Genomic DNA, 22,359 nt, shown 5'->3' with positions numbered 1-22,359 from the left:
CGATAACAGGAGACCAGCATGAACCGTATTTCCTCCCCTTCCCGTGTGGCCACGCTGTCGCTGCTGGCCGCTACTTTGCTGGCCAGTGCTGCCGCCTGGGCCGATGGCTCGCCGGTCGGCTTGTGGAAGAGCATCGATGACGCCACCGGCAAGCCCAAGGCGCTCATCCGCATCAGCGAAAACAATGGCGAACTGAGCGGCAAGATCGAGAAGCTGTTCCGTGCGCCGGAAGAAGACCAGAACCCGGTCTGCCAGAAGTGTGAAGGCGAGCTCAAGGACAAGCCGGTCATCGGCATGACCATCCTGTCGGGCCTGAAGAAGGACGGCGAAGAATACAACGGTGGCCAGATCATCGATCCGGCCAATGGCAAGGTCTACAAGAGCAAGCTGACGGTGGTCGATGAGGGGCAAAAACTCAATGTGCGCGGTTATGTCGGCATGCCCATGCTGGGCCGCACCCAGACCTGGCTGCGGGAGCAGTAACGCCGACGCGTCAGGCCGGACGTGAAGCTTTGAGCACGTAACGGTCCAGCTCGCGGGCGAAGGCGCGGCCGTCGCTGGCGCTGAAGGCGGCCGGGCCGCCGGTCTCGACGCCGCTGCTGCGCAGCTCTTCCATGAAATTGCGGGTGCTGAGGTGATGGCCGATGTTCTGCGCCGTATAGAGCTCGCCGCGCGGATTGAGCGCCAGCGCGCCCTTGGCCACCACGTCGGCGGCCAGCGGGATGTCGGCGGTGATGACCAGGTCGCCGGGTTCACACTGGCGGGCGATTTCCTTGTCGGCCACGTCGAAGCCGGCCGGCACCACCATGGATTTGATGTAACGCGAAGGCGGTGTGCGCAAGGGGCGGTTGGCCACCAGCGTCACGATGATGGTGGTGCGGTCGGCCACCCGGAACAGCATGTCCTTGATGACACCCGGACAGGCATCGGCATCCACCCAGATCGCCATCAGTGCGCGTTCGCCTGCGTCAGACGAAGGACACGGTCAGGCCCGGCAGGGTCACGCCCGAGAAGGCCGTGGTCCAGGTCTGGCCGGGTTCGATGGGACAGGCGTCGGTCCACGTCCCGGTGCTGATGATCTCGCCGGCCTGCAGCTGGCGGAAGCGGGTCTGCTTCTGCAGCAGCTGGTGCAGGTGCCACAGGGCGTGCAGGGGGCTGTCCATCTCGTCATTGCAGAAGCCGGCGGCACGCAGCACGCTGGACGACTCCGTGTTGCAGGACAGAGAGACGCTGGCGCTGGCCAGGATCTGCGGCAGGTGGTGTTTGGTCGCCGAAGACAGCACGTGCGGCTCGCCCACGATCAGGGTGCCATGCAACCCGAAGGCGGCAATTGAATCGGCTACCGTGAATTCCCAGTTGGGGAAGGGACAGACCACGATTTCGAAGCCATGCGCCATCCACTCCAGGCAATCGGCCAGTTCCAGCAGCGATGCGCCGGGGGCCGGGGTCTTGCCGAGCTTGAAGACGATCTCCGGCTCGATGCGCGGCTGCACCGCACCGGTGAGCGATTGCGCGCCGTGATTGTCTTCGGCGAAGCGCACCGTGGCATCGTACATCGGTGCCCAGGTCGGAATCCGCGCTTCATCGATGATGCCGTAGCGCTCCCAGTTCTTGCGCACCACAAAGCCGATCTTGCGGCCGATAGGCTGCTCGCCCTGGGCAACGCGGATATTGCGGATGTTGTGGGCGATTTCGTAGGCGTCTTCGACCGACAGCGGCTCGGACTCGGAAATGCGCGGGATGATGCGGGACTGAGCGCGGGCATCCAGCAACTGATGCGCGTAGCGGAGGGCTTGGCTCGACATTAGCATGGAGGGCTCACATCGAAAGATAGTGAATAGCTATCCATTGTCGATGACGATTAATTTTTGCACAAGCAAAAACTCGCTTTTATACGAGATCTGACAAAAAATTCATCAGATTGACCTGCTCCGCGTCATGCTGTTTTTCAGTGGCTGCAACAGTCCTGTCCAACTTGAGAATGGCAGAGCTCATGCGCCCCAGAGTTCACCGTTCGGACCGGTTTGCGGCGCAGTCACGCCGAAATGCTGATAGGCCAGCCCCGTGGCGATGCGCCCGCGCGGGGTGCGCTGCAGGTAGCCTTGCTGGATCAGGTAGGGCTCCAGCACGTCTTCGATGGTGTCGCGTTCTTCACCGATGGCCGCCGCCAGGTTGTCCAGCCCGACCGGCCCACCGCCGAACTTGAAGAGCACGGCCTCCAGCAGCTTGCGGTCCATCAGGTCGAAGCCGACCGGGTCCACGTCCAGCATCACCAGAGCGGCATCGGCCATCTCGCGGGTGATGCGCCCCTCCCCCTTGACCTCGGCATAGTCGCGCACGCGGCGCAGCAGGCGGTTGGCGATACGCGGGGTACCACGGCTGCGGCGGGCGATTTCCAGCGCGCCTTCCTCGACAATGGGGGCATTGAGCAAGCCGGCGCTGCGCGTGACGATGCGGGCCAGCTCTGGCGGGGTATAGAACTCCAGCCGGGCGACGATGCCGAAGCGGTCGCGCAGCGGATTGGTCAGCATGCCGGCGCGGGTGGTGGCGCCCACCAGCGTGAAAGGCTGCAGGTCCAGCCGCACCGAACGGGCGGCCGGGCCTTCGCCAATCATGATGTCGATCTGATAATCCTCCAGTGCCGGGTAGAGGATTTCCTCCACCACCGGCGACATGCGGTGGATCTCGTCGATGAAGAGCACGTCATTGGCTTCGAGATTGGTCAGCAGCGCGGCGAGGTCGCCCGCGCGCTCCAGCACGGGGCCCGAGGTCTGGCGCAGGTTCACGCCCATCTCGCGGGCGATGATGTGGGCCATGGTGGTCTTGCCCAGGCCGGGCGGGCCGAACAGCAAGGTGTGGTCGAGCGGCTCGCCACGCTTGCGGGCGGCCGAAATGAAGATTTCGAGCTGGGCGCGCACCTTTTCCTGGCCGACGTATTCGTCCAGCTGCTTGGGCCGCAGGGCGCGCTCGATGGCTTCCTCGTTGGCCGAGGCCGGGGTGGCGGAGATGATGCGCTGTTCGGAGAAATCGTCGGTCTGGATGCTCATGCTCTAATCCTTGTCTGGCCGGGCTCAGCCCTTGGAGAGCGCCTTCAGGGCCAGCTTGATGCCGTCCGAGACGCTGCTGTCCTTGGGCACCTGCTTCATGGCCAGGGTCGCTTCCTTGTCCGAATAGCCCAGCGCCAGCAGGGCATTGAGGATGTCGGCCGAGGCGTCGCTGTGGACCACGCCGGCCACCGCGCCAAGATCGGCACCGAGCTTGCCCTTCAGTTCCAGCAGCAGGCGTTCGGCGGTCTTCTTGCCGATGCCGGGCACGCGGGTCAGGCGCCCGGCTTCCTGCAGGGTCACGGCCTGGGCCAGGTCGGCCACCGACATGCCGGAGAGGATGGACAAGGCCGTGCGCGCCCCCACGCCGGAAATCTTGATGAGCTCCTTGAACGTATTGCGTTCTTCGGCGGTCCCAAACCCGAACAGGATGTGCGCATCCTCGCGGATGGCCAGATGGGTCAGCAGCGTGACCTTCTCGCCCAGGCCCGGCAGGTTGTAGTAGGTGCTCATGGGCACGGCCACTTCGTAACCGACGCCCTGGCAGTCGACCAGCAGGTTCGGGGGGATTTTTTCTAGAAGAATTCCGGAGAGGCGACCGATCATGGCGTCAGGGATGTGCGTGGGAGGCAGCTTCTGTGATAATCCCGCGATGATACAGCACTGTTCGGATAAACAGTATCCAAGCCACCCTCAGAGATGAAGACAAAGGAAAAACATGGCCGGTAGCGCCTTCTTCGCATTGATTGACGACATCGCCACCGTGCTCGATGACGTTTCCCTGATGACCAAGGTGGCCGCCAAGAAGACGGCCGGCGTGCTGGGCGACGACCTGGCCCTCAATGCCCAGCAGGTCGCGGGCGTACGCGCCGAGCGGGAATTGCCTGTGGTCTGGGCGGTCGCCAAGGGTTCGTTGAAGAACAAGGCCATCCTGGTACCGGCGGCGCTGGCCATCAGTGCCTTCATCCCCTGGGCGGTGACGCCGCTGCTGATGCTGGGGGGCGCTTTCCTCTGCTTTGAGGGCTTCGAGAAACTGGCCCACAAGTATCTTCCGCACGATGACGAACATCATGAAGTCGCCGCCAAGGCGGCGGAGGACGTCGATCCGCTGGTCTACGAGCAGGAAAAGATCAAGGATGCCGTGCGCACCGACTTCATCCTCTCGGCCGAGATCATCGCCATCACCCTGGGTACCGTTGCCGGTGCGCCGCTGCAGCAGCAGATCACGGTACTGGTCGGCATCGCACTGATCATGACGGCGGGCGTGTATGGGCTGGTGGCCGGGATCGTCAAGCTCGATGACGGCGGCCTCTACCTGGTGCAGCATGCGGGCGCAAGCGCCTGGGGACGCTTCAAGGCCGGTATCGGCCGGGCAGTCCTGGCGGCCGCACCGAAGATGATGCGCAGCCTGTCGGTGATCGGGACGATTGCCATGTTCATGGTCGGCGGCGGCATCCTGACCCACGGCCTGCCCTTCGCGCATCACGCCATCGAGGTGGCGGCGCAAGCGGTGGAGGCTATCGCGGTCGTCGGACCGATCCTCGGGGCGATCACCCCGGCGGTCTTGAATGCCCTCTTCGGCGTGGTCGCAGGGGCAGTGGTGCTGGTGGTGGTGAAGCTGGCGCAGCGCGTGCTGTCGCTCTTCAAGAAAAAGCACTAACCGACCAGACGCCCGCCACGCATGCGGATGCCCTTGCGCGCCAGCGCCGGGGCCAGCGCGCCGAGGTCCGACAAGACCCCTCCCCCATGCGCATGGCAGATCGCCACGCCCAGCGCATCGGCGGCGTCGGTGCCCGGCAGGCCGGGCAGCTTCAGCAGCCGCGCCACCATCTCCTGCACCTGCGCCTTCTGGGCGCGTCCATGGCCGGCCACAGCTTGCTTGACCTGCAAGGCCGTGTATTCGGCTACCGCCAGGTCGGCGGCCACCAGCGCGCAAATGGCCGCGCCGCGCGCCTGTCCCAGCAGCAGGGTGGATTGTGGATTGACGTTGACGAACACTTTTTCGATGGCCGCGCAGTCCGGTGCATAGGACTTCACCACTTCGCCGACGCTGGCCAGGATCACCTTCAGGCGTGAAGGCAGGTCGCCATCCGGCGTCTTGATGGTGCCGGAAGCGATATAGGAAAGCGTGTTGCCCTGCTTGTGGATGACCCCGAAACCGGTGGTGCGCAAGCCAGGGTCGATACCGAGGATTTTCATGCCCGCCAGTCTAACCGATCAGGCGGGCAACCCGTGTCAGAACAAGACGCCCTGCCCCGGATCCGCGGTTTTCTGGCGCGGGCGGCGCTGGGTGGTCGAGGGCAGGCCACTCTTGCGCGAGCCGTGCTTGTCCTGGATGGCATCGGCTTCCGCGCGCGCGCTACTGCGGCTGCGCTGGCCGCAGAGGGCATCTTTGGCCTGCTTGAGGGCCGTCTTCTCATCCACGATGGGGTCGGGATAAGCCGCCGTGCCGAGTTCCGGCACCCAGCGCCGCACGTACTCCCCCAGCGGATCATGATCGCGCGCCTGCTTGGACGGCGAATAGATGCGCAGGGTGTTGATGCCGGTGGTGCCGGATTGCATCTGCATCTGGCTCCAGTGGATGCCCGGTTCGAAATCCAGGAACTGCCGCGCCAAAAACAGCCCCGGCGCTCGCCAGTGCAGCCACAGGTGATAGGCGGCAAAGCTGACCAGCATGGCGCGCATGCGGAAGTTGAGCCAGCCGGTAGCGCACAGCTGGCGCATGCAGGCATCGATCATGGGATAGCCGGTGCGGCCTTCGCACCAGGCATCGAAACATGCCTGCGCCTCCGCACCCCACGGCCCGCCATCGCCGGGACGCAAGCCATCGAGCGAACGCGCCACATTGCGCCATTCGATATCGGGCTGGTCTTCCAGCTTCTGCACGAAGTGGCAATGCCAGCGCAGGCGACTGGAGAATCCGCGCAGGCCATACGCCAGCTCGCGGTCAGCCGTGTGTTCGATGGCCAGCTCGGTAGCCTGGTGCACGCTGCGCATGGAAATGGTACCGAAGGCCAGATGCGCGCTGAGCCGGCTGCAGGCGTCGGGTGCGGTCAACGGACTGGACATGCCGCGCCGGTATTCGCGCCCGCCGCCACCGAGGAAGGCGCGCAGCGTATCCCACGCTGCCGCCTCGCCGGCGGGCGGTTGCAGGCGCACCTCGGGCAAACCCAGTGCGGTCAATGTGGGCAGCTTGTCGGGCTGCATCCCTTGCGGCGCACGGAAGCCGACAGGATTGGCAATCTGCACCGCCTGCATGCGCTGCACCCAGCGCGCGGCCCAGCCATCGCGGCTGCGCAGGCGGCGCACCACGCCGGTTTGAGGAAACTCCTGCCACTGCACGCCCTGGATGCGGCTCCAGCGGTTCACCGAAATATCGCGCGCATAGCTCCAGGCCGGGCCGGTTTCTTCGTGGCTGAAGAGATGGGTCACGCCCCATTCGCGACGCAGGGATTCCAATACCTGCACTGCCTCACCAATGCGCAGAAGCAAAGGCAGGCCGCGTTGCTTCAATTCGATCTGCAAGGGGACGAGGGAACGCAACAGGAAATCCACGTGACGCGGATCGCATTCAAAACTCTGCAACCATGCGGGCTCGATGATGAACACCGCAAACGCACGCTCACACCGCGCCGCCTCGGCCAGCGCCGCGTGATCGCGCAAGCGCAGGTCGCGCTTGAACCAGACCAGGCCGACGCTCATGTCAGCCTCGGTCCTGGCGGCGTTCGAGCCGCACCACCAGCCGTTGCACGGCCGGACGCACGCGCAGGAAGCCGCGATAGCTGCGCTCCATCAGCCACAGCATGCCGGGCAGACGCGCCAGCCGCGCCAGCCAGCGCCATCCCGGCAAGGTGGCCCACAACTGCACGAAGGCCTCGGCACCGCTGAAGACCACGCCATCAGCGCGACGCACATGGAAGCGCGCCAGCAACTGCTCGCGCGTCATGCCCGCAGGAAGCTCTGTGGCGAGCACATCCGGGCGGCTGATATCGCAAAAGCGCAGCGGGGCATCCTCCGCGCCGCGCTGGTACACGCCGATCTCGCGCCGGCACAGCGGACAGGCACCGTCATACAGTACGGTAATCTCTTCCTGTGGCGGACGAGGGTCAGGGTCAGGCTCCGCCATCGCGCCGCTCCTTGCGCTCGGTGCGCGCCAACAGCTCGGCGGCGCTCTGCAGGCCTTGCGTGCTGCGCCGCCACCATTGGGTGAACAGGTCGCTGGGCTTGTCCACCACAGGGAACAGTTCCGGTGCTGCCACGCATTGCGCCCACAGCGGCAACCAGGGGGCCAGATGCGGATCGGCCACACAACGCACGCTGCGGGCAGTCTTGAGGGCACGGCCGACAGTGGCTGCGTCGCCGTGCCAGCACAGCGAGGTCAGCTCGCACATGCGCGCACCGACGAACTCCCAACGGCGCTGGTCCCACGGCCAGAGCAGATGGAAGTCAGACAGATACAGTCCCACCACTATGGTGTCAGCCGGCAGATCGGCGGGCAACTCGCCCATGCTCCACGGATGGACCAGCCAGACATCGCGTCCGGCCACGGCTTGCGCCTCCGGGGTCAAACTGCCCAAATGTTCAGGTGGCACTGGCAGCAGGGCCGGCTCCTTGCAGCGTTCCCGCGCGCGCTGGGCGGGTTCGGCGGCTACCGGGTCGGGATTGAGGGCGATTTCGCCCAACACTTCATATGAGGTGTCTACCACCGTGCCTGGGCTGTGCCACTCGGCCGGGGCGTACTTGGCCACGTTCTCGGCATTGAACAGATAAGGCTTGTGGCTGCCGGTCCCGGCCACCCACTGCCAGCTCAGATGATTGCTGGCCAGGTCGCCATCCAGCAGATGGCCGACCATCCAGTCCGCCCCCGCACGCCAATGCACCTTGCGCAGATGCACCACATAGCTGGCCAGCCACATGCGCGCGTGGTTGTGCAGGGTGCCGGTGGCATACAGGGTGCGCACGGCCTGGTCGATCACCGGCAGGCCGGTGGCAGCTTCGCGGATATCGGCCGGCAGTTCGCGCGCATAGGCCGAATCCGGCAGCGGGCCGGCGTGCAGCGAATCGAAGATGCGCGCCCCGCGCCTGGCCCACACGTAGCGATAGAAGGCACGCCAGCCCAGCTCATAGACGAACTTGTGCTGCACATCCAGCGCCTGGCGGCTGCACACGCCCGCCAGCACCTCGCGCAGGCTGACGAAACCGTGCGTGAGATAGGGCGACAAGCCGGTCACCGCCCCATCGAGGCTGTTGCGGGTGCGGGCATAGGCGCCGGGACGCACGGCGGCAATGCGCTCGCGCGCGGCGGCCAGGGTCGGCAGCAGGGGCAGCAGCGCCAGCGGTCGCGGCGTGGGGACCGCTGCGACGGCAGCAGAGGTGGCGGGTGCAGCGGGTGCGTCTTCCGGGGAAGGGGACTCCAGCACCAGGTCGAATTGATGTTTGCGATACATGGCTCGACTCCTCAAAGGCCAGGGTGGGCGCGCTTGCGGCGGCAGGCTTCGGAACAGTATTTGACCTCGTCCCAGTTCTTGGCCCAGGCGCGCCGCCAGGTCATGGGCAGGCCGCACACGGCGCAGGGCTTGCTGGGCAAGTGCGCCTTGTTGCCGCGATGTCCGGTGACTTGGCTTTTCCGTTTCATGACTCAGGATTGTACTGAATAAATGCGTCGTACTTGACTCATGACGCCAAATTAGCGTCTATAATCTGTGTCAAACATGATTCACCGGAGCCCATCATGAGCCTTGCGCAATCGACCTCTTCCCCTGCCCTTGCGGCCGACAAACCTGCTGGTGAAGCCTTGCGCCGCACTGGCGCGGTGGCGCGCATGCTGCGCATGCCGGTGGCCACGCTGCGGGTGTGGGAGCGCCGCTATGCGCTGACCCAGGGCCAGCTCTCACCGAGCGGCCAGCGCCTGTATTCGGAAGCCGATGTGCGGCGCTTGGCGCTGATCCGGCAGTTGACCGAACTGGGCCACGCCATCGGCAGCCTGGCCGGACTGGATATGGATCAGCTGCAGCAGGTGGCGGCCACCCACGCGGAACTGCACGCAGCCCGCCCGACGCCACCGGAAGCGGTGCAGGGGCAATGGCGGCTGGCGGTGATCGGCTCCACCCTGGCGCAGCGCCTGGACAAACCCGGCCTGCTGCAGCGCCTGGGGCGTCCGCTGCAGTTGCTGGGTCCGTTCGAGAGCATCGAACAGGCGGCCATGGCCTTGAAGCGGGAAGAAGTGGATGCCCTGCTGCTGCACGAGCCGCAGTTGCACGCCGGCTGGCTGGGCGCGCTGGAGAGTTCGGCACCGGCGCTGAGCGGGCTGCCGATGGCCGTGCTGTATGGATTTGCCAGCGAAGCCGTGTGCGAGACGCTGGCGGCGGTGGGCATCAGCCTGCTGCGTGCGCCGCAGCCCGATGTGGTGATCCTGCAATGGCTGCGCGGCCTGGCGGCACTGTCGTCACCGGCGCGCGACGAAGAGGCAGGCGGCAAGGCGCTGCCGCCGCGCCGCTGGGATGACAATGAATTGATCGCCTTTGCCAACCAGTCCACCACGGTGGCCTGCGAGTGCCCCCGTCACGTGGCGGAATTGCTGATGCAGCTGTCGCAGTTCGAGCGCTACAGCGCGCAATGCGCCAACCGCAACGTGGCTGACGCACAATTGCATCAATACCTGCAGCAGCTGACCTCGGAATCGCGGCAGCGGTTTGAGGCGGCCTTGACGCGCATTGCCATCCATGAAGGGATGATCAGCGAGAACAGCTGAAGCCGGCCGTCCGCATAACGACAACGCACTCGATATGAACGATCTGACGTGGGAATACGTTGAAGCGTGGATTCGCCAGAAACACGGAACCAGCCCCACAAAGGCGCTGGGAAGAGCCACCACGCTGACCGGAGACATGCACCTCACCGGCGATGAAGCCGCTGACTTCATTGATCGCTACTTCGCGGCGTTTTCCATCGATCCCGGGGACTATAGTTTCGACCGATATTTCCTCGGTGAGGGATTCAATCTCATCGAGGTGATCCACATGGCTTTATCCAAGAAGAAGCGGGCCAGGTATGAGCGGACCCCGCTGACCTTGGGGATGCTCTACCAGGCGGCATTGGATGGGAAATGGAATTGTGCTCGGCTCGAAGCACTTGGAACAGATCCAGAATACGACATACCGCCGGATGCCGGGCAATCGGTATAAGCGCCACCGGCAGGTCCATGTGCAGCCTTGCTGCTGCAAGAGTGTGCACCACGAAAAACGCCCGGCATGAAGCCGGGCGTTTTTGTTGGATCTGGCAGCGATCAGTGACGGAAGTGACGTGTCCCCGTCAGCAGCATGACGACATCGCGCTCATTGGCTGCATCGATGACTTCCTGGTCGCGCATGGAGCCACCCGGGTGGATGACGCAGGTGGCACCGGCATCGACCACCACATCCAGGCCATCGCGGAACGGGAAGAAGGCATCCGACGCCACGGCCGAACCGGCCAGGGTCAGGCCGGCATTCTGCGCCTTGATGGAGGCGATGCGGGCGGAATCGATACGGCTCATCTGGCCGGCACCGACGCCCAAGGTCATGCCATTGCCGCAAAACACGATGGCATTGGACTTGACGAACTTGGCCACGCGCCAGGCGAACATCAGGTCCTGCAGTTGCTGCTGGGTAGGCTGCTTCTTGCTGACCACCTTCACATCGGCCAGCAGCACGTTCTTGGCGTCCGGCGACTGCACCAGCAGGCCACCGCCGACGCGCTTGAAGTCGTAGCCATTCAGACCGGTGCCCAGCGGGATTTCCAGCAGGCGCACGTTCTGCTTGGCAGCGAAGATCTGCTTGGCTTCGGCGCTGAAAGACGGGGCAATCAGCACTTCCAGGAATTGCTTGGCCACGGCTTCGGCCGCTGCCGCGTCCACTTCGCGGTTGAAGGCGATGATGCCGCCGAAAGCCGAGGTCGGGTCGGTCTGCAGGGCCTTGCTGTAGGCTTCCAGCGGGTGGGCACCGATGGCCACGCCGCAGGGATTGGCGTGCTTGATGATGACGCAGGCCGCTTCCGTGGCCGGATCGAAGCTCTTGACGCATTCCCAGGCAGCATCGGCATCGGCGATATTGTTGAAGGACAGTTCCTTGCCCTGCAGCTGGGTGTAGTTGGCCAGCGCGCCATCGACCTTCTTGATGTCGCGGTAGAAGGCAGCGCTCTGGTGCGGGTTCTCGCCGTAGCGCATGTCCTGGACCTTCTCGAAGTGCAGGTTCAGGGTCGCGGGATAGGCGCTGCGGGTGCTGTGCTGCTTGTCTTCACCGAGGGCAGTGAAGTAATTGGTGATGGCGCCATCGTATTGCGCGGTGTGGGCGAAGACCTTCTTGGCCAGCGCGAAGCGCTTTTCGTAGGGCAGGTCGCCACCGGACTTCAGCTCGGCCAGCACGCCTTCATAATCGGTGGGATCGCAGATGACGATCACGTCCTTGTGGTTCTTGGCCGAGGAACGCAGCATGGCCGGGCCGCCGATGTCGATATTTTCGATCGCATCTTCCAGCGAGCACTCATCCTTGGCCACGGTCTGCTGGAACGGGTACAGGTTCACCACCACCATGTCGATGGTGGGGATGCCGTGCTGTTCCAGCGCAGCCACGTGCTCGGGGAAATCGCGACGGGCCAGGATGCCGCCATGGACCTTGGGATGCAGCGTCTTCACGCGGCCATCCAGCATTTCCGGGAAACCGGTGTAGTCGGCCACTTCGGTGACCGGCACGCCATTGTCGGCCAGCAGCTTGGCGGTGCCGCCGGTGGACAGGATGTTGACGCCCATGGCGGACAGTGCGCGCGCGAAGTCGAGCACGCCTGCCTTGTCGGATACGGAAATGAGTGCTTGTTTGATCATGGTAGGCAAGACTGGTAAGGAAAAGGAAACCTGAAAAACCGTGGAAGGAAGCTGCACCCGCGCACCCTCCCGGCGCCCGCCCTGGCGCGCCGGCAAGGCCGCTGGCGGCTACAGCAGGCCGTGCTGCTGCAGCTTCTTGCGCAGCGTGTTGCGGTTGATGCCGAGGATCTCGGCGGCCTGGGACTGGTTGCCCTCGGCGCGCGCCATCACGGTCTCGAAGACCGGTTTTTCGACCGTGGCCAGCACCATGTCGTAGACATTGGTCGGTAGCTGTTCACCCAGATCCCGGAAATATTTTTCCAGGCTCTTCTTGACGACATCCTCAATACTTTCTTTGCTCATTGCTCTGCTGCTTCTGTTCTTGTCGGTGTCACCCCGCAAACCTGAATGCGCCGTTTTCCCGCGGGCGCGATGGTGCGTGGCGATGCCGTGTTGTTGATCAATTGCGCCCGCTGTTGCTGCTTGCGCCAGCGCATCCGATACCCTTGTTGTCCTGTCGTGCTGTCCTGCCGTCCTGCGGTGTTGCTTCAGGCGGCCAGGGCTACCTCGTCGGCCAGTCCGTATTGCAGGCGATCGCCATGCACGGCCTGCTCGGCAAAGAACTGCCGCACCGCCTGCAACTGCTGGCCGCAGTCTTCGATGCGGTTCATGCTGCGGCGGAAGGTCTCGCCGCCCGGCAGGTCGCGCACATACCAGCCGATATGCTTGCGTGCCGTGCGCACGCCCAGGTAGTCGCCATAAAAAGCGTAGTGGGCTTGCAGGTGCTCATCCATCAGGTGCGCCACCTCGGTCACCAGCGGTGCCGGCAGGTGCTCGCCGGTGCGCAGGAAGTGATCGATCTCGCGGAAGATCCAGGGCCGTCCCTGGGCGGCACGGCCGACCATGACGGCATCGGCCCCGGTCAGGCGCAGGACTTCGCGCGCCTTCTCGGGCGTGGTGATGTCGCCATTGGCCACCACCGGGATCTTCACGGCGGCCTTCACGGCGGCGATGGTCTCGTACTCGGCTTCACCGCTGTAACCGTCGGCGCGGGTGCGGCCGTGCAGGGTCAGCATGGCGATACCGGCGGCCTCGGCGCGGGCGGCAATCTTGAGGGCGTTCTTGTTGGCGCGGTTCCAGCCGGTGCGGAATTTCAGGGTCACCGGCACATCCACCGCCGAGACCACCGCGTCCAGGATGCGCGCCACCAGTTCCTCGTCCTGCAGCAGGGCCGAACCGCACCAGCTGTTGCAGACCTTCTTGACCGGGCAGCCCATGTTGATGTCGATGATCTGCGCCCCGCGCTCGACGTTGTACTTCGCGCAATCGGCCAGCATGACGGGATCGGCCCCGGCGATCTGCACCGCCTTGGGTTCCATCTCGCCATCGTGGTTGATGCGGCGCGAGGTCTTCTCGCTGTGCCACAGGCGCGGATCGGACGCGGCCATTTCCGAGACGGCATAGCCCGCCCCCAGCTGCTTGCACAGCTGGCGGAACGGACGGTCGGTCACACCCGCCATGGGGGCGACGAACACGTTGTTGCGCAGGGAATAGGGCCCAATGTTCACGACGTGGATAGGGGGAGATACGGGGAAGGGCGCTATTTTAGCGCGATTGCCTGCCTCGCCCAACAAGAATCGGGCGCGGTTACATCTTTGGGGCTGATTATTTATTGGGCAGCGGAGATTGTTGGAGAAATGCCAATATCAAATATCACTGCACAGGAAAAACGGCAGGCCAAATGCCTTCCTGCCACCCTGCTGATTACCTCAAGGCAATGAATGATCAGCGATCCACCTCATCCAGCGTCTCGCGCTGGAGATGCCCGATCTCGCCCCAGGAGCGGATGTGGGCACGTTCGCCATCCCAGTGCAGGCGATTGACGCTGGCGTTGAAGATGTCAAAGCTGCGTGGCTGGGCGAAGGAAGTCTGGCTGGCCCAGTGATGTACGCACTCCAGCACGCCGCCATGGGTGACGATGGCCACCTTGCGATAGCGGCCCGAAGCCAGCACGCGCTGCACGGCCGCCACCGAACGTTCATAGAATTCGCGCATGGTCTCGGCGATGCGCTCGCCGGCGGGATAGCGGAAGTCCGGCTCGCGCGCCTTCCACTGGCGATACGCCTCCGGATAGCGCGCTTCGATCTCGGTATGGCGCAAGCCCTCGAAGCCGCCGTAGCAGCGCTCGCGCAAGCCCGCATCGATCTGCACCGCCAATCCCGCTGGCCCGGCCACGGCCTGGGCCGTATCGCGCGCACGCTGCAGGTCGCTGGCGAAAACGGCATCGATGCCCTCCCCCGCCAGCGCCTCGCCCAGCGCCAGGACCTGGCGCTGGCCGGCTTCATTCAAGCCGATGTCGATATGCCCTTGCAGGCGCTTGTCCACGTTCCAGTCGGTTTCGCCGTGGCGGATCAGCAGGATGTCGGTCATGCAGTGCAGTCAGGTCAGCTACGCGGTACCGCGTTGGGGTTGAGGGTGTAGAGGCCGGTGAGGGACGCCTGATCCAGCACATGGTCGCGCAGCGCAGTGACCACCACCGAACCTTCCAGGTTGCCGGCCACGGGCAGCTGTTCCACGTCCAGCGCGTACAGCGTGAAGATGTAGCGGTGCACCAGCGCATCGTTCCACGGCGGGCAGGGGCCGTCATAGCCGAAGTAGTCGCCGCGCATGTCGCCGTCACCGGCGAACCAGCCGGTGTAATCGTTGATGCCCTGGCGCGCGCCCGGCATCACATCGCCCAGCACCGCCGGTCCCGGCTTGCCGCGCGCGGTCACGCCGTTGCTGAACTGGCCGGCCTTGATTTCGCTCACGCCCGCCGGAATGTCCACCAGCGTCCAGTGATAGAAATCCACACGCGGCAGCTCCAGCGGCACGGTCTTGCCTTCCTGGTTCACATCATCGCCGCGCGAAGGCACGTCGGGATCATGCACCACCAGTGCCAGCGACTTGGTGCCGGCCGGCAGATCGCTCCAGGCGAAGTGCGGATTGCGATTGGCAGAAAGGGCCACGTGCGTCTTGGGATCCATCACCGCAAAGGCGAATTCGCCCGGGATGTTGGCACCGTCCTTGAAAGAATCGCTCCAGAATTTCATATCACCTCCTAAAAGTAAGGCCACATGCAACACGCATTACGAATCCATTTGGGGACGCGCCGCCCGGCTTCAATGCCGGGCTCGGTTTTATTCAGTAAGGTTCATATCGGCAACCGGTGCCTTGGGCTTGACCTGCAGCCAGAAGGTCACCGGACCGTCGTTGGTGAGCGACACCTTCATATCGGCTCCGAAGCGCCCTGTTCCCACCCGTTCCTCGCCATGGCGCGCACGCGCCTGTGCCACGAAGTGGTCGAACAGTTGCCGTCCCAGTTCCGGTGCCGCCGCCGGCGTGAAGGACGGGCGCGTGCCTGAATTGGTATCGGCCGCCAGCGTGAATTGCGGGATCAGCAGCAAGCCGCCTTGCACGTCGGCAACGCTGCGATTCATCTTGCCGGCCTCGTCGCTGAAGACGCGATAGGCCAGCAGCTTCTTCAGGAGGGCATCGGCTTCGGCCGGGGTGTCATGGCGCTCGGCGCAGACCAGCACCATGAGCCCGGTGCCGATGCTGCCCAGCGTCTGGCCATCCACCACCACCGAGGCCTGGCTGGCCCGCTGCAAGAGGGCGATCATGCGCGTTCCAGCTTACGCCAGGGTGACGCGGGCGAACTTGCGCTTGCCCACTTGCACCACGCACTGGCCGGCCTCGACCTTCAGGCCCTTGTCGCTGATGACGGTGCCGTCGATGCGCACACCGCCCTGCTCGACCATGCGCAGCGCTTCCGAAGTGGAGGCGCACAGGTTGGCCTGCTTGAGCAGCTGGCCGATGCCCAGCGGCGCGCCCGACAGCGAGACTTCCGGGATATCGTCCGGGATGCCGCCCTTGGAGCGGTTCACGAAGTCGGCCAGCGCATCTTCCGCGGCCTGCTGCGAGTGGAAGCGGGCGACGATTTCCTGGGCCAGCGCCACCTTGATGTCGCGCGGGTTCTTGCCGGCCTCGACCTCGGCCTTGTAGCCGGCGATCTCGGCCATCGAACGGAACGACAGCAGGTCGTAGTAGCGCCACATCATCACGTCGGAAATGCTCATCACCTTGGCGAACATGGTGTTGGCCGGCTCGGTGATGCCGATGTAATTGCCCTTGGACTTGGACATCTTTTCCACGCCGTCCAGGCCTTCCAGCAGCGGCATGGTCAGGATGCACTGCGGCTCCTGGCCGAAATCCTTTTGCAGTTCGCGGCCCACCAGCAGGTTGAATTTCTGGTCGGTGCCGCCCAGCTCCAGGTCCGACTTCAGGGCCACCGAGTCATAACCCTGCATCAACGGGTAGAGGAATTCATGCACCGAAATCGGCGTGCCTTCCTTGAAGCGCTTGGTGAAGTCATCGCGCTCCATCATGCGAGCCACCGTGTAGCGCGAGGCCAGCTGGATCATGCCGCGGCTGCCCAGGGCATCGCACCATTCGGAGTTGTAGCGGATCTCGGTCTTGCTTGGGTCCAGCACCAGGCTGGCCTGGGCGAAATAGGTCTTGGCGTTGATCTCGATCTGCTCGCGCGACAGCGGCGGGCGCGTCGCATTGCGGCCGGACGGGTCGCCGATCATCGAGGTGAAATCGCCGATCAGGAAGATCACCTGATGGCCCAGGTTCTGCAGCTGGCGCATCTTGTTCAGGACCACGGTGTGGCCCAGGTGCAGGTCGGGCGCGGTCGGGTCCAGGCCCAGCTTGATGCGCAGCGGCTGGCCGCTTTGCTCGGCGCGCGCCAGCTTTTGCGCGAATTCGCTTTCGATGAGCAGCTCATCGATGCCGCGCTTGGTGATGGCCAGCGCTTCCTGCACCTTGTCGGTGAGGGGCAGGCGGGAAGGAGCTGCTTGGGCAGCGGCGGCGGAGGTGGACTGGTCGGCGTTCATCGATATAACTAAAAAATTGGCTTTTGTAGGACAGGACCGCTAAATCGTGTTGCTATAATTCCGACTTTCGTTTTTTCTGCCCAGCGCCAGGACGCGGCCTCAGAAGCTCAGCAGCAGGAAAACGTTCTCGACCCGTAGGCGATGTTACGCGGGCGCAACACGGCGGGGGGACAGGAAACGCCGCATTGCAGCCATCACCCGCCATCCGCCACGGAAACGTCAGATTTTAACGTATTCGGTTTGCATGTTCCCACAAGATAAACTCAAGCACGTCTCGTCCCTGTGCTTCTCCGCGTTGCAGTCCTGCCACCACAAAGTCGCCGCTTCCTCGCCCAAGACCCGCATCATCGGTGCCAGCGCCCTGTTCCTGGCCGCCTTCACCATCGGTGCCGCCGGCTTCGCCCCGGCCGAGCCGGACCTGCGCGATGCCCCGGTGAACCCGATTTCCAAGGAGCTGGCCCTGCCCGACCTGCAACAGCAGATCAGTGCACTGGAAGAGCGTTCGCAGTATTACGTCAACGAAGAGAAGGTCCGCAGCGGCGACACCCTGGCCACCCTGCTCAACCGCCTCGGTGTGGATGACGATGAGGCCACCGCCTTCATCAAGTCCGATACCCTGGCGCGCACCGTGATGCAGTTGCGCGCCGGCAAGCGCGTCGTGGCCCAGACCGATGACAACGGCGAGCTCATCAAGCTCTCCGCCACCCTCGACGACGGCAGTGACACGCCCAAGAACCTGGTGATCGCGCGCCACGACGGCAAGCTCACCGCCGAAGCCCAGCCCGCCGTGCTGGAGCGCCGCGTGGAAATGCGCGCCGGCACCATCTTCTCCTCGCTCTTCGCCGCCACCGACAACGCGCAGATCCCCGATGCGGTGGCCATGCAGCTGGTGGACATGTTCGCCACCAACATCAACTTCGCCTCCGACCTGCGCCGTGGCGACCGTTTCAACGTGGTCTACGAGACCTTCTACCAGAATGGCGACCTGGTGCGCACCGGCCGCGTGCTGGCCGGTGAATTCGACAATGCCGGCAACCGCTACCAGGCCGTCTGGTTCAGCGACCCCGCCAGCAAGACCGGCGGTGGCGGCTATTACGCCTTCGATGGCAAGTCGCTCAAGAAGGCGTTCCTGAAGTCGCCCCTGGCCTTCACCCGTATCTCTTCCGGTTTCTCGATGCGCCTGCACCCGATCCTGGGGCAGTGGAAGCAGCATACCGGCGTGGACTTCGCCGCCCCGACCGGCACGCCCATCCATGCAGCCGCCGATGGCGTGGTCGATTTCGTGGGCCAGCAGAATGGCTACGGCAACATCGTCGTCATCAAGCACTGGAGCGGCTACTCCACCGCCTACGGCCACATGAGCCGCTTCGCGCCCAACATCAAGAAGGGCATGAAGGTCAGCCAGAATGACGTGATCGGTTTCGTCGGCATGACCGGCTGGGCCACCGGCCCGCACCTGCACTACGAGTTCCGCGTCAACAACCAGCCGCGCAATCCGCTGTCGGTGGAGGTGCCCAACAACCAGGCCCTGACCGGCCCGCAGTTGCAGCGCTTCCGCACCGTGGCCGCCGACATGCAGCATCGCATGGCCATGCTGCGCGTGCCGGGTGCGCCCGATGTGAAGCTGGCGGCAGCCAAGTAAGACTGGGCTGTCCGAACTCCCCGACCAGGGCGGCGCTGTAGAATCAGCGCCGCCCTTTCCTTTTTTACGACCTGCCTGCCATGAACGATTCTCCCTTTTTGACCATCGGCCTGATGTCCGGCACCAGTCTTGACGGCGTCGACGGCGTCCTGGCCGCCTTCGATGGCCAGACGATCTCCGCCACGCTGGCGGCGGCTTACGTGCCCTTCCCCGCCCATCTGCGCGCGGACCTGATGGCCCTGCAGGCCGCCGGCCCCAACGAGATCGAACGCGAAGCCCTGGCCGCCAATGCGCTGGCCGTGCATTACGCCGACTGTGTGGCGCAACTGCTGCTGCAGGCTGGCAAGACGGCGGCCGACGTGCGCCTGGTGGGCGTGCATGGACAGACCATCCGCCATCGCCCCGAACTCGGCTTCACGCGTCAGACCAACAACCCGGCACTGCTGGCCGAACTGTGCAACATTGATGTGGTGGCCGACTTCCGCAGCCGCGACGTCGCCGCCGGCGGCCAGGGCGCACCGCTGGTGCCGGCCTTCCATCGCGCCATCTTCGGCGATGCGGCGCAGTCGCGGGTGGTCGTCAATATCGGCGGCATCGCCAACATCAGCATCCTGCCGGCGGGGGAAGACGGCGCTTACGGCTTCGATACCGGCCCCGGCAATGCGCTCATGGATGGCTGGATACATCTGCACCAGCAGCGCGCCTATGATGCCAACGGCGACTGGGGCGCCTCGGGACAAGTGCACGCAGGACTGCTGGCGCAATTGCGCGATGAACCCTTCTTCCGCTTGCCGCCGCCCAAGAGTTCGGGACGCGACCTGTTCCATCTCGACTGGCTGCAGGCGGCCCTGCTGCGCACGGGCGCTGCAATCGCCCCGGAAGATGTGCAGGCCACGTTGACGCTGCTCACGGCCAGCACCATTGCCGACGCCATCGCCGCGCACGCACCCACGGCGCAGCAGGTCTATGTATGCGGAGGCGGCGCCGAGAATGCCTTCCTGATGCGGCTGTTGCAGCAACAACTGGACGGCCGCGCAACCGTGCAGTCGACGGCCGCTCTGGGCGTGGCTGCGCAGCATGTGGAGGCGCTGGCCTTCGCTTGGCTGGCGCGGCGCTTTGATCTGCGGCTGCCGGGCAACCTGCCGGCGGTGACCGGGGCACGCGGCTTGCGGGTGCTCGGCGCGTTGTACCCGGCCTGAGGTCCGATCGCTGAAACGAGAAAGCCGTCCGGTGCATGGCACGAACGGCTTTCTCTTTAGCGCTTCATGATGTTTGGCGCCTGTTTCAATACCGAACGGGTCGGTATCAAAATGAATTCAACAATCAGTAATATCAGCAATGGCGCTTGATGACGCTTGCTGACGGCGATCAATAACGGCTGATGCGGCCGTTATCCAGTCGCACACGATCCCCCACGCGGAAATCGGTATTGTCTTCCTGCGCGAAGGTCTGCAAGGAGCCATCGCTCATGCGCACGCGGATGTTGTAAACCTGGCGGCCGGCAGAGTTATTGCGCTCGACCTGGTTACCGGCATAGGCACCACCGGCGGCACCTGCGACCGTCGCCAGCACGCGGCCGGTGCCACCACCGACGGCATTACCCAGCAGGCCACCGGCCACGCCACCCACCACCGCACCGGCCACGCCGCTGCTTTCCTTGTGGGTCACTTCAATGGCTTCCACCACGCCGGTGCCGGAATAGGACGCCACGCGCTCATAGTTCTGCGAGGTCGGTGCCGCGCCATAGGGGGCCTGCTGCGGACTCGCGCAGCCGATCAGCAGACCGGCGAAACTGGCGCTGATCACGGCCAACGAGATGTAGTGATGACGGACGGACATGGTGTTCTCCTCTGCACGAATGCGCGAATGCGATGGACGATGCGTACAGTGTGCCGCGCAGCCTGCATGCGCGGCATCGGAGAAGCCCGGCAATGCTTGTCGGAGAAATGAGGACGTCGCCGTCAGCAGACAGTCTCAGTTGAGCCAGCCGCGCCGACGGAAATACCAGAACGGCGCGATGGCCGACCCAACCATCATCAGGATGGCCAGCGGATAACCCACCACCCAATCCAGTTCCGGCATGACCTTGAAGTTCATGCCGTAGATGCTGGCGATCAGCGTCGGCGGCAGGAAAGCGACGGAGGCCACCGAGAAGATCTTGATGATCTTGTTCTGGTTGATGTTGATGAAGCCGACGGTGGCATCCATCAGGAAGTTGATCTTGTCGAAGAGGAAGGCGGTGTGACCATCCAGGGATTCGATGTCGCGCAGGATCTGGCGCGCATCCTCGAACTGCTCCGAACTGAGCAGACGTCCGCGCATCAGGAAGCTGACCGCGCGGCGCGTATCCATCATGTTGCGGCGGATGCGGCCGTTCAAGTCTTCTTCGTGGGCGATGGTGTTGAGCACTTCGGCGGCGGCCTGGTCGGAGAGGCTTTTCTTGAGCACGCTGGTGCTCACCGCTTCGAGCTTCTGGTAGATGCCTTCGAGGGCATCGGCCGAATATTCGGCATCGGTCTCGTAGAGGTCCAGCAGCACGTCGCGGTAGTCGCCGATGGAACCGGGCCGCGAGCGCGCACGCATGCGCACCAGGCGGAACACCGGCAGGTCTTCCGCATGCACCGAGAACAGGATGTTGCGTGCCAGGATGAAGGCCACCGTCATGGTGGAGGAAGAATCGTCGTCGCCTTCGAAGAGGAAGTCGGTGCGCAGGTGCAGGTCGCCGTTCTCGGCTTCGAAGTAACGAGCCGAGGCTTCGATGTCGCTGAATTCGTCCTCGTCGGGCAGGGTCACGCCGTAGATGCTCTTGACCCAGGCGCGCTCTTCGTCATTCGGTTCGGTCAGGTCCACCCAGACCGGCGCGGCCTGTTCGAGGTCGGTGCGGCTGTCGATGTTGACCTGGCTCAGCCGTCCGTTTTGCAACACGAATACATTGATCATGGGTTCTCGCTCGGTGGAACGCGGGGGGAAGAGTCCCGGGTGAAATGCGGCAGCCCGTGGCGACAGGCGCGAAACGTGCGCAAGTGTACGTTCAAGCCCCGTGCCAGGCAAGCGCCAATGCGCCGCATGCCGCACGGCTGTGGCGAACGGAGTGCGCTGTCATACGGCGGTCATGTGGCTGCGGCAGCAGCGCAGGATTACTTGTGCGTGGGCGGCAGCGTGGCTGCGTTCATGCGGCGCAGGATCAGGCTGGTGCGCGCGGCCAGATAGCCGGAGCCGCGATTGCGATCGTAATAGCGCGGACGCGGCAGCATCACCGCCAGCCGTGCCGCCTGTTCGGCGCCGAGATTGGCGGCCGTGGTGCGGTAGTAATGCTGGGCTGCGGCCTCGGCACCGAAGACACCGTTGCCCCACTCCACCACGTTGAGGTAGAGCTCGAAGATGCGCTGCTTGTCGAGCAGGAATTCCAGCATGTAGGTGATGATGAATTCCTGGCCCTTGCGCAGGTAACTGCGCTCGCCCGACAGGAACAGGTTCTTGGCCAGCTGCTGGGTGATGGTGGAACCGCCGGCCACCACCTTGCCCTTCTTCTCGTTCTTTTCGTAGGCCTTCTGCAGGGCCTCCCAGTCGATGCCGTCATGCTCGGAGAAGTTGGAGTCTTCCGAGGCGATGATGGCGCGCTTGAGATTGTTGGAGATGCGAGCGTAAGGCACCCAGCGGAATTGCAGCTGGGCATTCGGGTCCTTCTCGCGCAGGATCGACAACTGCTGGCGCATGAAACTGGTGGACTCCGGATTGTGATCCTTCCACCACCAGATCTGGACGAAGAAGTACAGCTGCAGCAGCAGTACCAGGGTGATGGGCAGGACGATGATCCAGAAGAGCAGCTTGCGTAGCGATTTCATGAGCCGGTTGTTGTTCTGTTGCCGTGTTCTGTCGATCGGGGAAATTCCGTCATGG

At 64.3% G+C, this 22,359-nt stretch carries 25 protein-coding genes; 6 read left to right on the top strand and 19 right to left on the bottom strand.

The genetic code is table 11. The annotated features are described in order from the left end of the window. The first annotated feature begins 18 nt into the window (after positions 1-18). Complete coding sequence (locus ACWFUC_RS07220) at positions 19-483, top strand: DUF2147 domain-containing protein (protein WP_489624495.1); 465 nt, start codon at positions 19-21, stop codon at positions 481-483. 10 nt (positions 484-493) lie between these two features. Here the strand turns inward: ACWFUC_RS07220 and ACWFUC_RS07215 are convergent, their stop codons facing one another. The 4 genes from ACWFUC_RS07215 to ruvA all read right to left on the bottom strand — a co-directional run bounded on the left by ACWFUC_RS07215 (position 494) and on the right by ruvA (position 3,650). Further along, positions 494-949: a YaiI/YqxD family protein gene (locus ACWFUC_RS07215; RefSeq protein ID WP_034333361.1), complete on the bottom strand. Its 456-nt coding sequence runs from the start codon at positions 947-949 to the stop codon at positions 494-496. 19 nt (positions 950-968) lie between these two features. Beyond that, positions 969-1,811, bottom strand: coding sequence for a 2-keto-4-pentenoate hydratase (locus ACWFUC_RS07210; RefSeq protein WP_199725087.1), 843 nt, complete (start codon positions 1,809-1,811; stop codon positions 969-971). Positions 1,812-1,991: 180 nt separating this feature from the next. Next, complete coding sequence (ruvB, locus tag ACWFUC_RS07205) at positions 1,992-3,047, bottom strand: Holliday junction branch migration DNA helicase RuvB (RefSeq protein WP_034341561.1); 1,056 nt, start codon at positions 3,045-3,047, stop codon at positions 1,992-1,994. 24 nt (positions 3,048-3,071) lie between these two features. Further along, positions 3,072-3,650, bottom strand: coding sequence for a Holliday junction branch migration protein RuvA (gene ruvA, locus ACWFUC_RS07200; RefSeq protein WP_034341563.1), 579 nt, complete (start codon positions 3,648-3,650; stop codon positions 3,072-3,074). 112 nt (positions 3,651-3,762) lie between these two features. On the opposite strand from ruvA, the gene ACWFUC_RS07195 reads away from it, so the two are divergent. Further along, positions 3,763-4,704: a DUF808 domain-containing protein gene (locus tag ACWFUC_RS07195; RefSeq protein ID WP_489624494.1), complete on the top strand. Its 942-nt coding sequence runs from the start codon at positions 3,763-3,765 to the stop codon at positions 4,702-4,704. On the opposite strand, the gene ruvC is transcribed toward ACWFUC_RS07195, so the two are convergent. The 5 genes from ruvC to ACWFUC_RS07170 are packed head-to-tail and all read right to left on the bottom strand — an operon-like array spanning position 4,701 to position 8,679. Then, positions 4,701-5,243 carry a crossover junction endodeoxyribonuclease RuvC gene (ruvC, locus tag ACWFUC_RS07190; RefSeq protein WP_034341567.1) on the bottom strand — a complete coding sequence of 181 codons (543 nt, stop codon included), beginning with the start codon at positions 5,241-5,243 and terminating at the stop codon, positions 4,701-4,703. The two genes, ACWFUC_RS07195 and ruvC, sit on opposite strands and share 4 nt — an antisense overlap. 36 nt (positions 5,244-5,279) lie before the next feature. Continuing rightward, a complete protein-coding gene (locus ACWFUC_RS07185) occupies positions 5,280-6,746 on the bottom strand; it encodes an FAD-binding domain-containing protein (protein ID WP_489624493.1) in 1,467 nt (488 codons plus the stop codon). A gap of 1 nt (position 6,747) precedes the next feature. Beyond that, the gene (locus ACWFUC_RS07180; protein ID WP_489624492.1) at positions 6,748-7,170 is read right to left on the bottom strand and encodes a thiol-disulfide oxidoreductase DCC family protein; all 423 of its coding nucleotides are present in this window, start codon (positions 7,168-7,170) and stop codon (positions 6,748-6,750) included. Further along, the gene (locus ACWFUC_RS07175; RefSeq protein ID WP_489624491.1) at positions 7,157-8,491 is read right to left on the bottom strand and encodes an FAD-binding domain-containing protein; all 1,335 of its coding nucleotides are present in this window, start codon (positions 8,489-8,491) and stop codon (positions 7,157-7,159) included. Before ACWFUC_RS07175 ends, ACWFUC_RS07180 begins: the two co-directional genes overlap by 14 nt. A gap of 11 nt (positions 8,492-8,502) precedes the next feature. Then, positions 8,503-8,679, bottom strand: a complete 177-nt coding sequence (locus tag ACWFUC_RS07170) for a DUF2256 domain-containing protein (protein WP_489624490.1) — start codon at positions 8,677-8,679, stop codon at positions 8,503-8,505. A gap of 96 nt (positions 8,680-8,775) precedes the next feature. On the opposite strand from ACWFUC_RS07170, the gene ACWFUC_RS07165 reads away from it, so the two are divergent. Together ACWFUC_RS07165 and ACWFUC_RS07160 are read left to right on the top strand one after the other, a co-directional pair. Beyond that, on the top strand, positions 8,776-9,795 hold the full coding sequence (locus tag ACWFUC_RS07165; protein WP_489624489.1) for a MerR family transcriptional regulator: 1,020 nt from the start codon (positions 8,776-8,778) through the stop codon (positions 9,793-9,795). Between the two features lie 34 nt (positions 9,796-9,829). Continuing rightward, positions 9,830-10,228 (top strand): DUF1493 family protein, encoded by a 399-nt coding sequence (locus ACWFUC_RS07160; RefSeq protein ID WP_489624488.1) that lies wholly within the window; start codon positions 9,830-9,832, stop codon positions 10,226-10,228. A 101-nt stretch (positions 10,229-10,329) separates the two neighbouring features. Here the strand turns inward: ACWFUC_RS07160 and purH are convergent, their stop codons facing one another. The 7 genes from purH to tyrS all read right to left on the bottom strand — a co-directional run bounded on the left by purH (position 10,330) and on the right by tyrS (position 16,817). Continuing rightward, positions 10,330-11,901, bottom strand: a complete 1,572-nt coding sequence (purH, locus tag ACWFUC_RS07155) for a bifunctional phosphoribosylaminoimidazolecarboxamide formyltransferase/IMP cyclohydrolase (protein ID WP_034341574.1) — start codon at positions 11,899-11,901, stop codon at positions 10,330-10,332. Positions 11,902-12,009: 108 nt separating this feature from the next. After that, positions 12,010-12,243, bottom strand: coding sequence for a Fis family transcriptional regulator (locus ACWFUC_RS07150; protein ID WP_006463627.1), 234 nt, complete (start codon positions 12,241-12,243; stop codon positions 12,010-12,012). Between the two features lie 185 nt (positions 12,244-12,428). After that, positions 12,429-13,448 (bottom strand): tRNA dihydrouridine synthase DusB, encoded by a 1,020-nt coding sequence (dusB, locus tag ACWFUC_RS07145; RefSeq protein WP_329801473.1) that lies wholly within the window; start codon positions 13,446-13,448, stop codon positions 12,429-12,431. Positions 13,449-13,665: 217 nt separating this feature from the next. After that, positions 13,666-14,310 (bottom strand): histidine phosphatase family protein, encoded by a 645-nt coding sequence (locus tag ACWFUC_RS07140; RefSeq protein WP_489624487.1) that lies wholly within the window; start codon positions 14,308-14,310, stop codon positions 13,666-13,668. A gap of 14 nt (positions 14,311-14,324) precedes the next feature. Then, positions 14,325-14,972, bottom strand: a complete 648-nt coding sequence (locus ACWFUC_RS07135) for a YbhB/YbcL family Raf kinase inhibitor-like protein (RefSeq protein ID WP_034341579.1) — start codon at positions 14,970-14,972, stop codon at positions 14,325-14,327. Between the two features lie 87 nt (positions 14,973-15,059). Then, positions 15,060-15,542, bottom strand: coding sequence for a D-aminoacyl-tRNA deacylase (gene dtd, locus ACWFUC_RS07130; protein WP_489624486.1), 483 nt, complete (start codon positions 15,540-15,542; stop codon positions 15,060-15,062). Between the two features lie 12 nt (positions 15,543-15,554). Continuing rightward, the gene (gene tyrS, locus ACWFUC_RS07125; RefSeq protein WP_489624485.1) at positions 15,555-16,817 is read right to left on the bottom strand and encodes a tyrosine--tRNA ligase; all 1,263 of its coding nucleotides are present in this window, start codon (positions 16,815-16,817) and stop codon (positions 15,555-15,557) included. Between the two features lie 244 nt (positions 16,818-17,061). Here tyrS and ACWFUC_RS07120 point away from each other — a divergent pair, with 244 nt between their 5' ends. Both ACWFUC_RS07120 and ACWFUC_RS07115 read left to right on the top strand, forming a co-directional pair. Continuing rightward, on the top strand, positions 17,062-18,459 hold the full coding sequence (locus tag ACWFUC_RS07120) for a M23 family metallopeptidase (RefSeq protein ID WP_034341584.1): 1,398 nt from the start codon (positions 17,062-17,064) through the stop codon (positions 18,457-18,459). Positions 18,460-18,539: 80 nt separating this feature from the next. Then, entirely contained in the window at positions 18,540-19,658 is a 1,119-nt protein-coding gene (locus ACWFUC_RS07115) for an anhydro-N-acetylmuramic acid kinase (protein WP_489624484.1), read from the top strand. A gap of 169 nt (positions 19,659-19,827) precedes the next feature. On the opposite strand, the gene ACWFUC_RS07110 is transcribed toward ACWFUC_RS07115, so the two are convergent. The 3 genes from ACWFUC_RS07110 to mtgA form a co-directional block, all read right to left on the bottom strand. Continuing rightward, positions 19,828-20,298, bottom strand: a complete 471-nt coding sequence (locus tag ACWFUC_RS07110) for a glycine zipper 2TM domain-containing protein (protein WP_034341587.1) — start codon at positions 20,296-20,298, stop codon at positions 19,828-19,830. Between the two features lie 135 nt (positions 20,299-20,433). Then, a complete protein-coding gene (gene corA, locus ACWFUC_RS07105) occupies positions 20,434-21,399 on the bottom strand; it encodes a magnesium/cobalt transporter CorA (protein WP_039789235.1) in 966 nt (321 codons plus the stop codon). Between the two features lie 197 nt (positions 21,400-21,596). Beyond that, complete coding sequence (mtgA, locus tag ACWFUC_RS07100; RefSeq protein ID WP_034341590.1) at positions 21,597-22,304, bottom strand: monofunctional biosynthetic peptidoglycan transglycosylase; 708 nt, start codon at positions 22,302-22,304, stop codon at positions 21,597-21,599. Between the last annotated feature and the right edge of the window lie 55 nt (positions 22,305-22,359).

Source organism: Herbaspirillum sp. Her4 (assembly GCF_057961335.1).
Note: the sequence above shows the minus strand (reverse complement) of the source record. Positions and strands in the feature narration are given on the sequence as shown.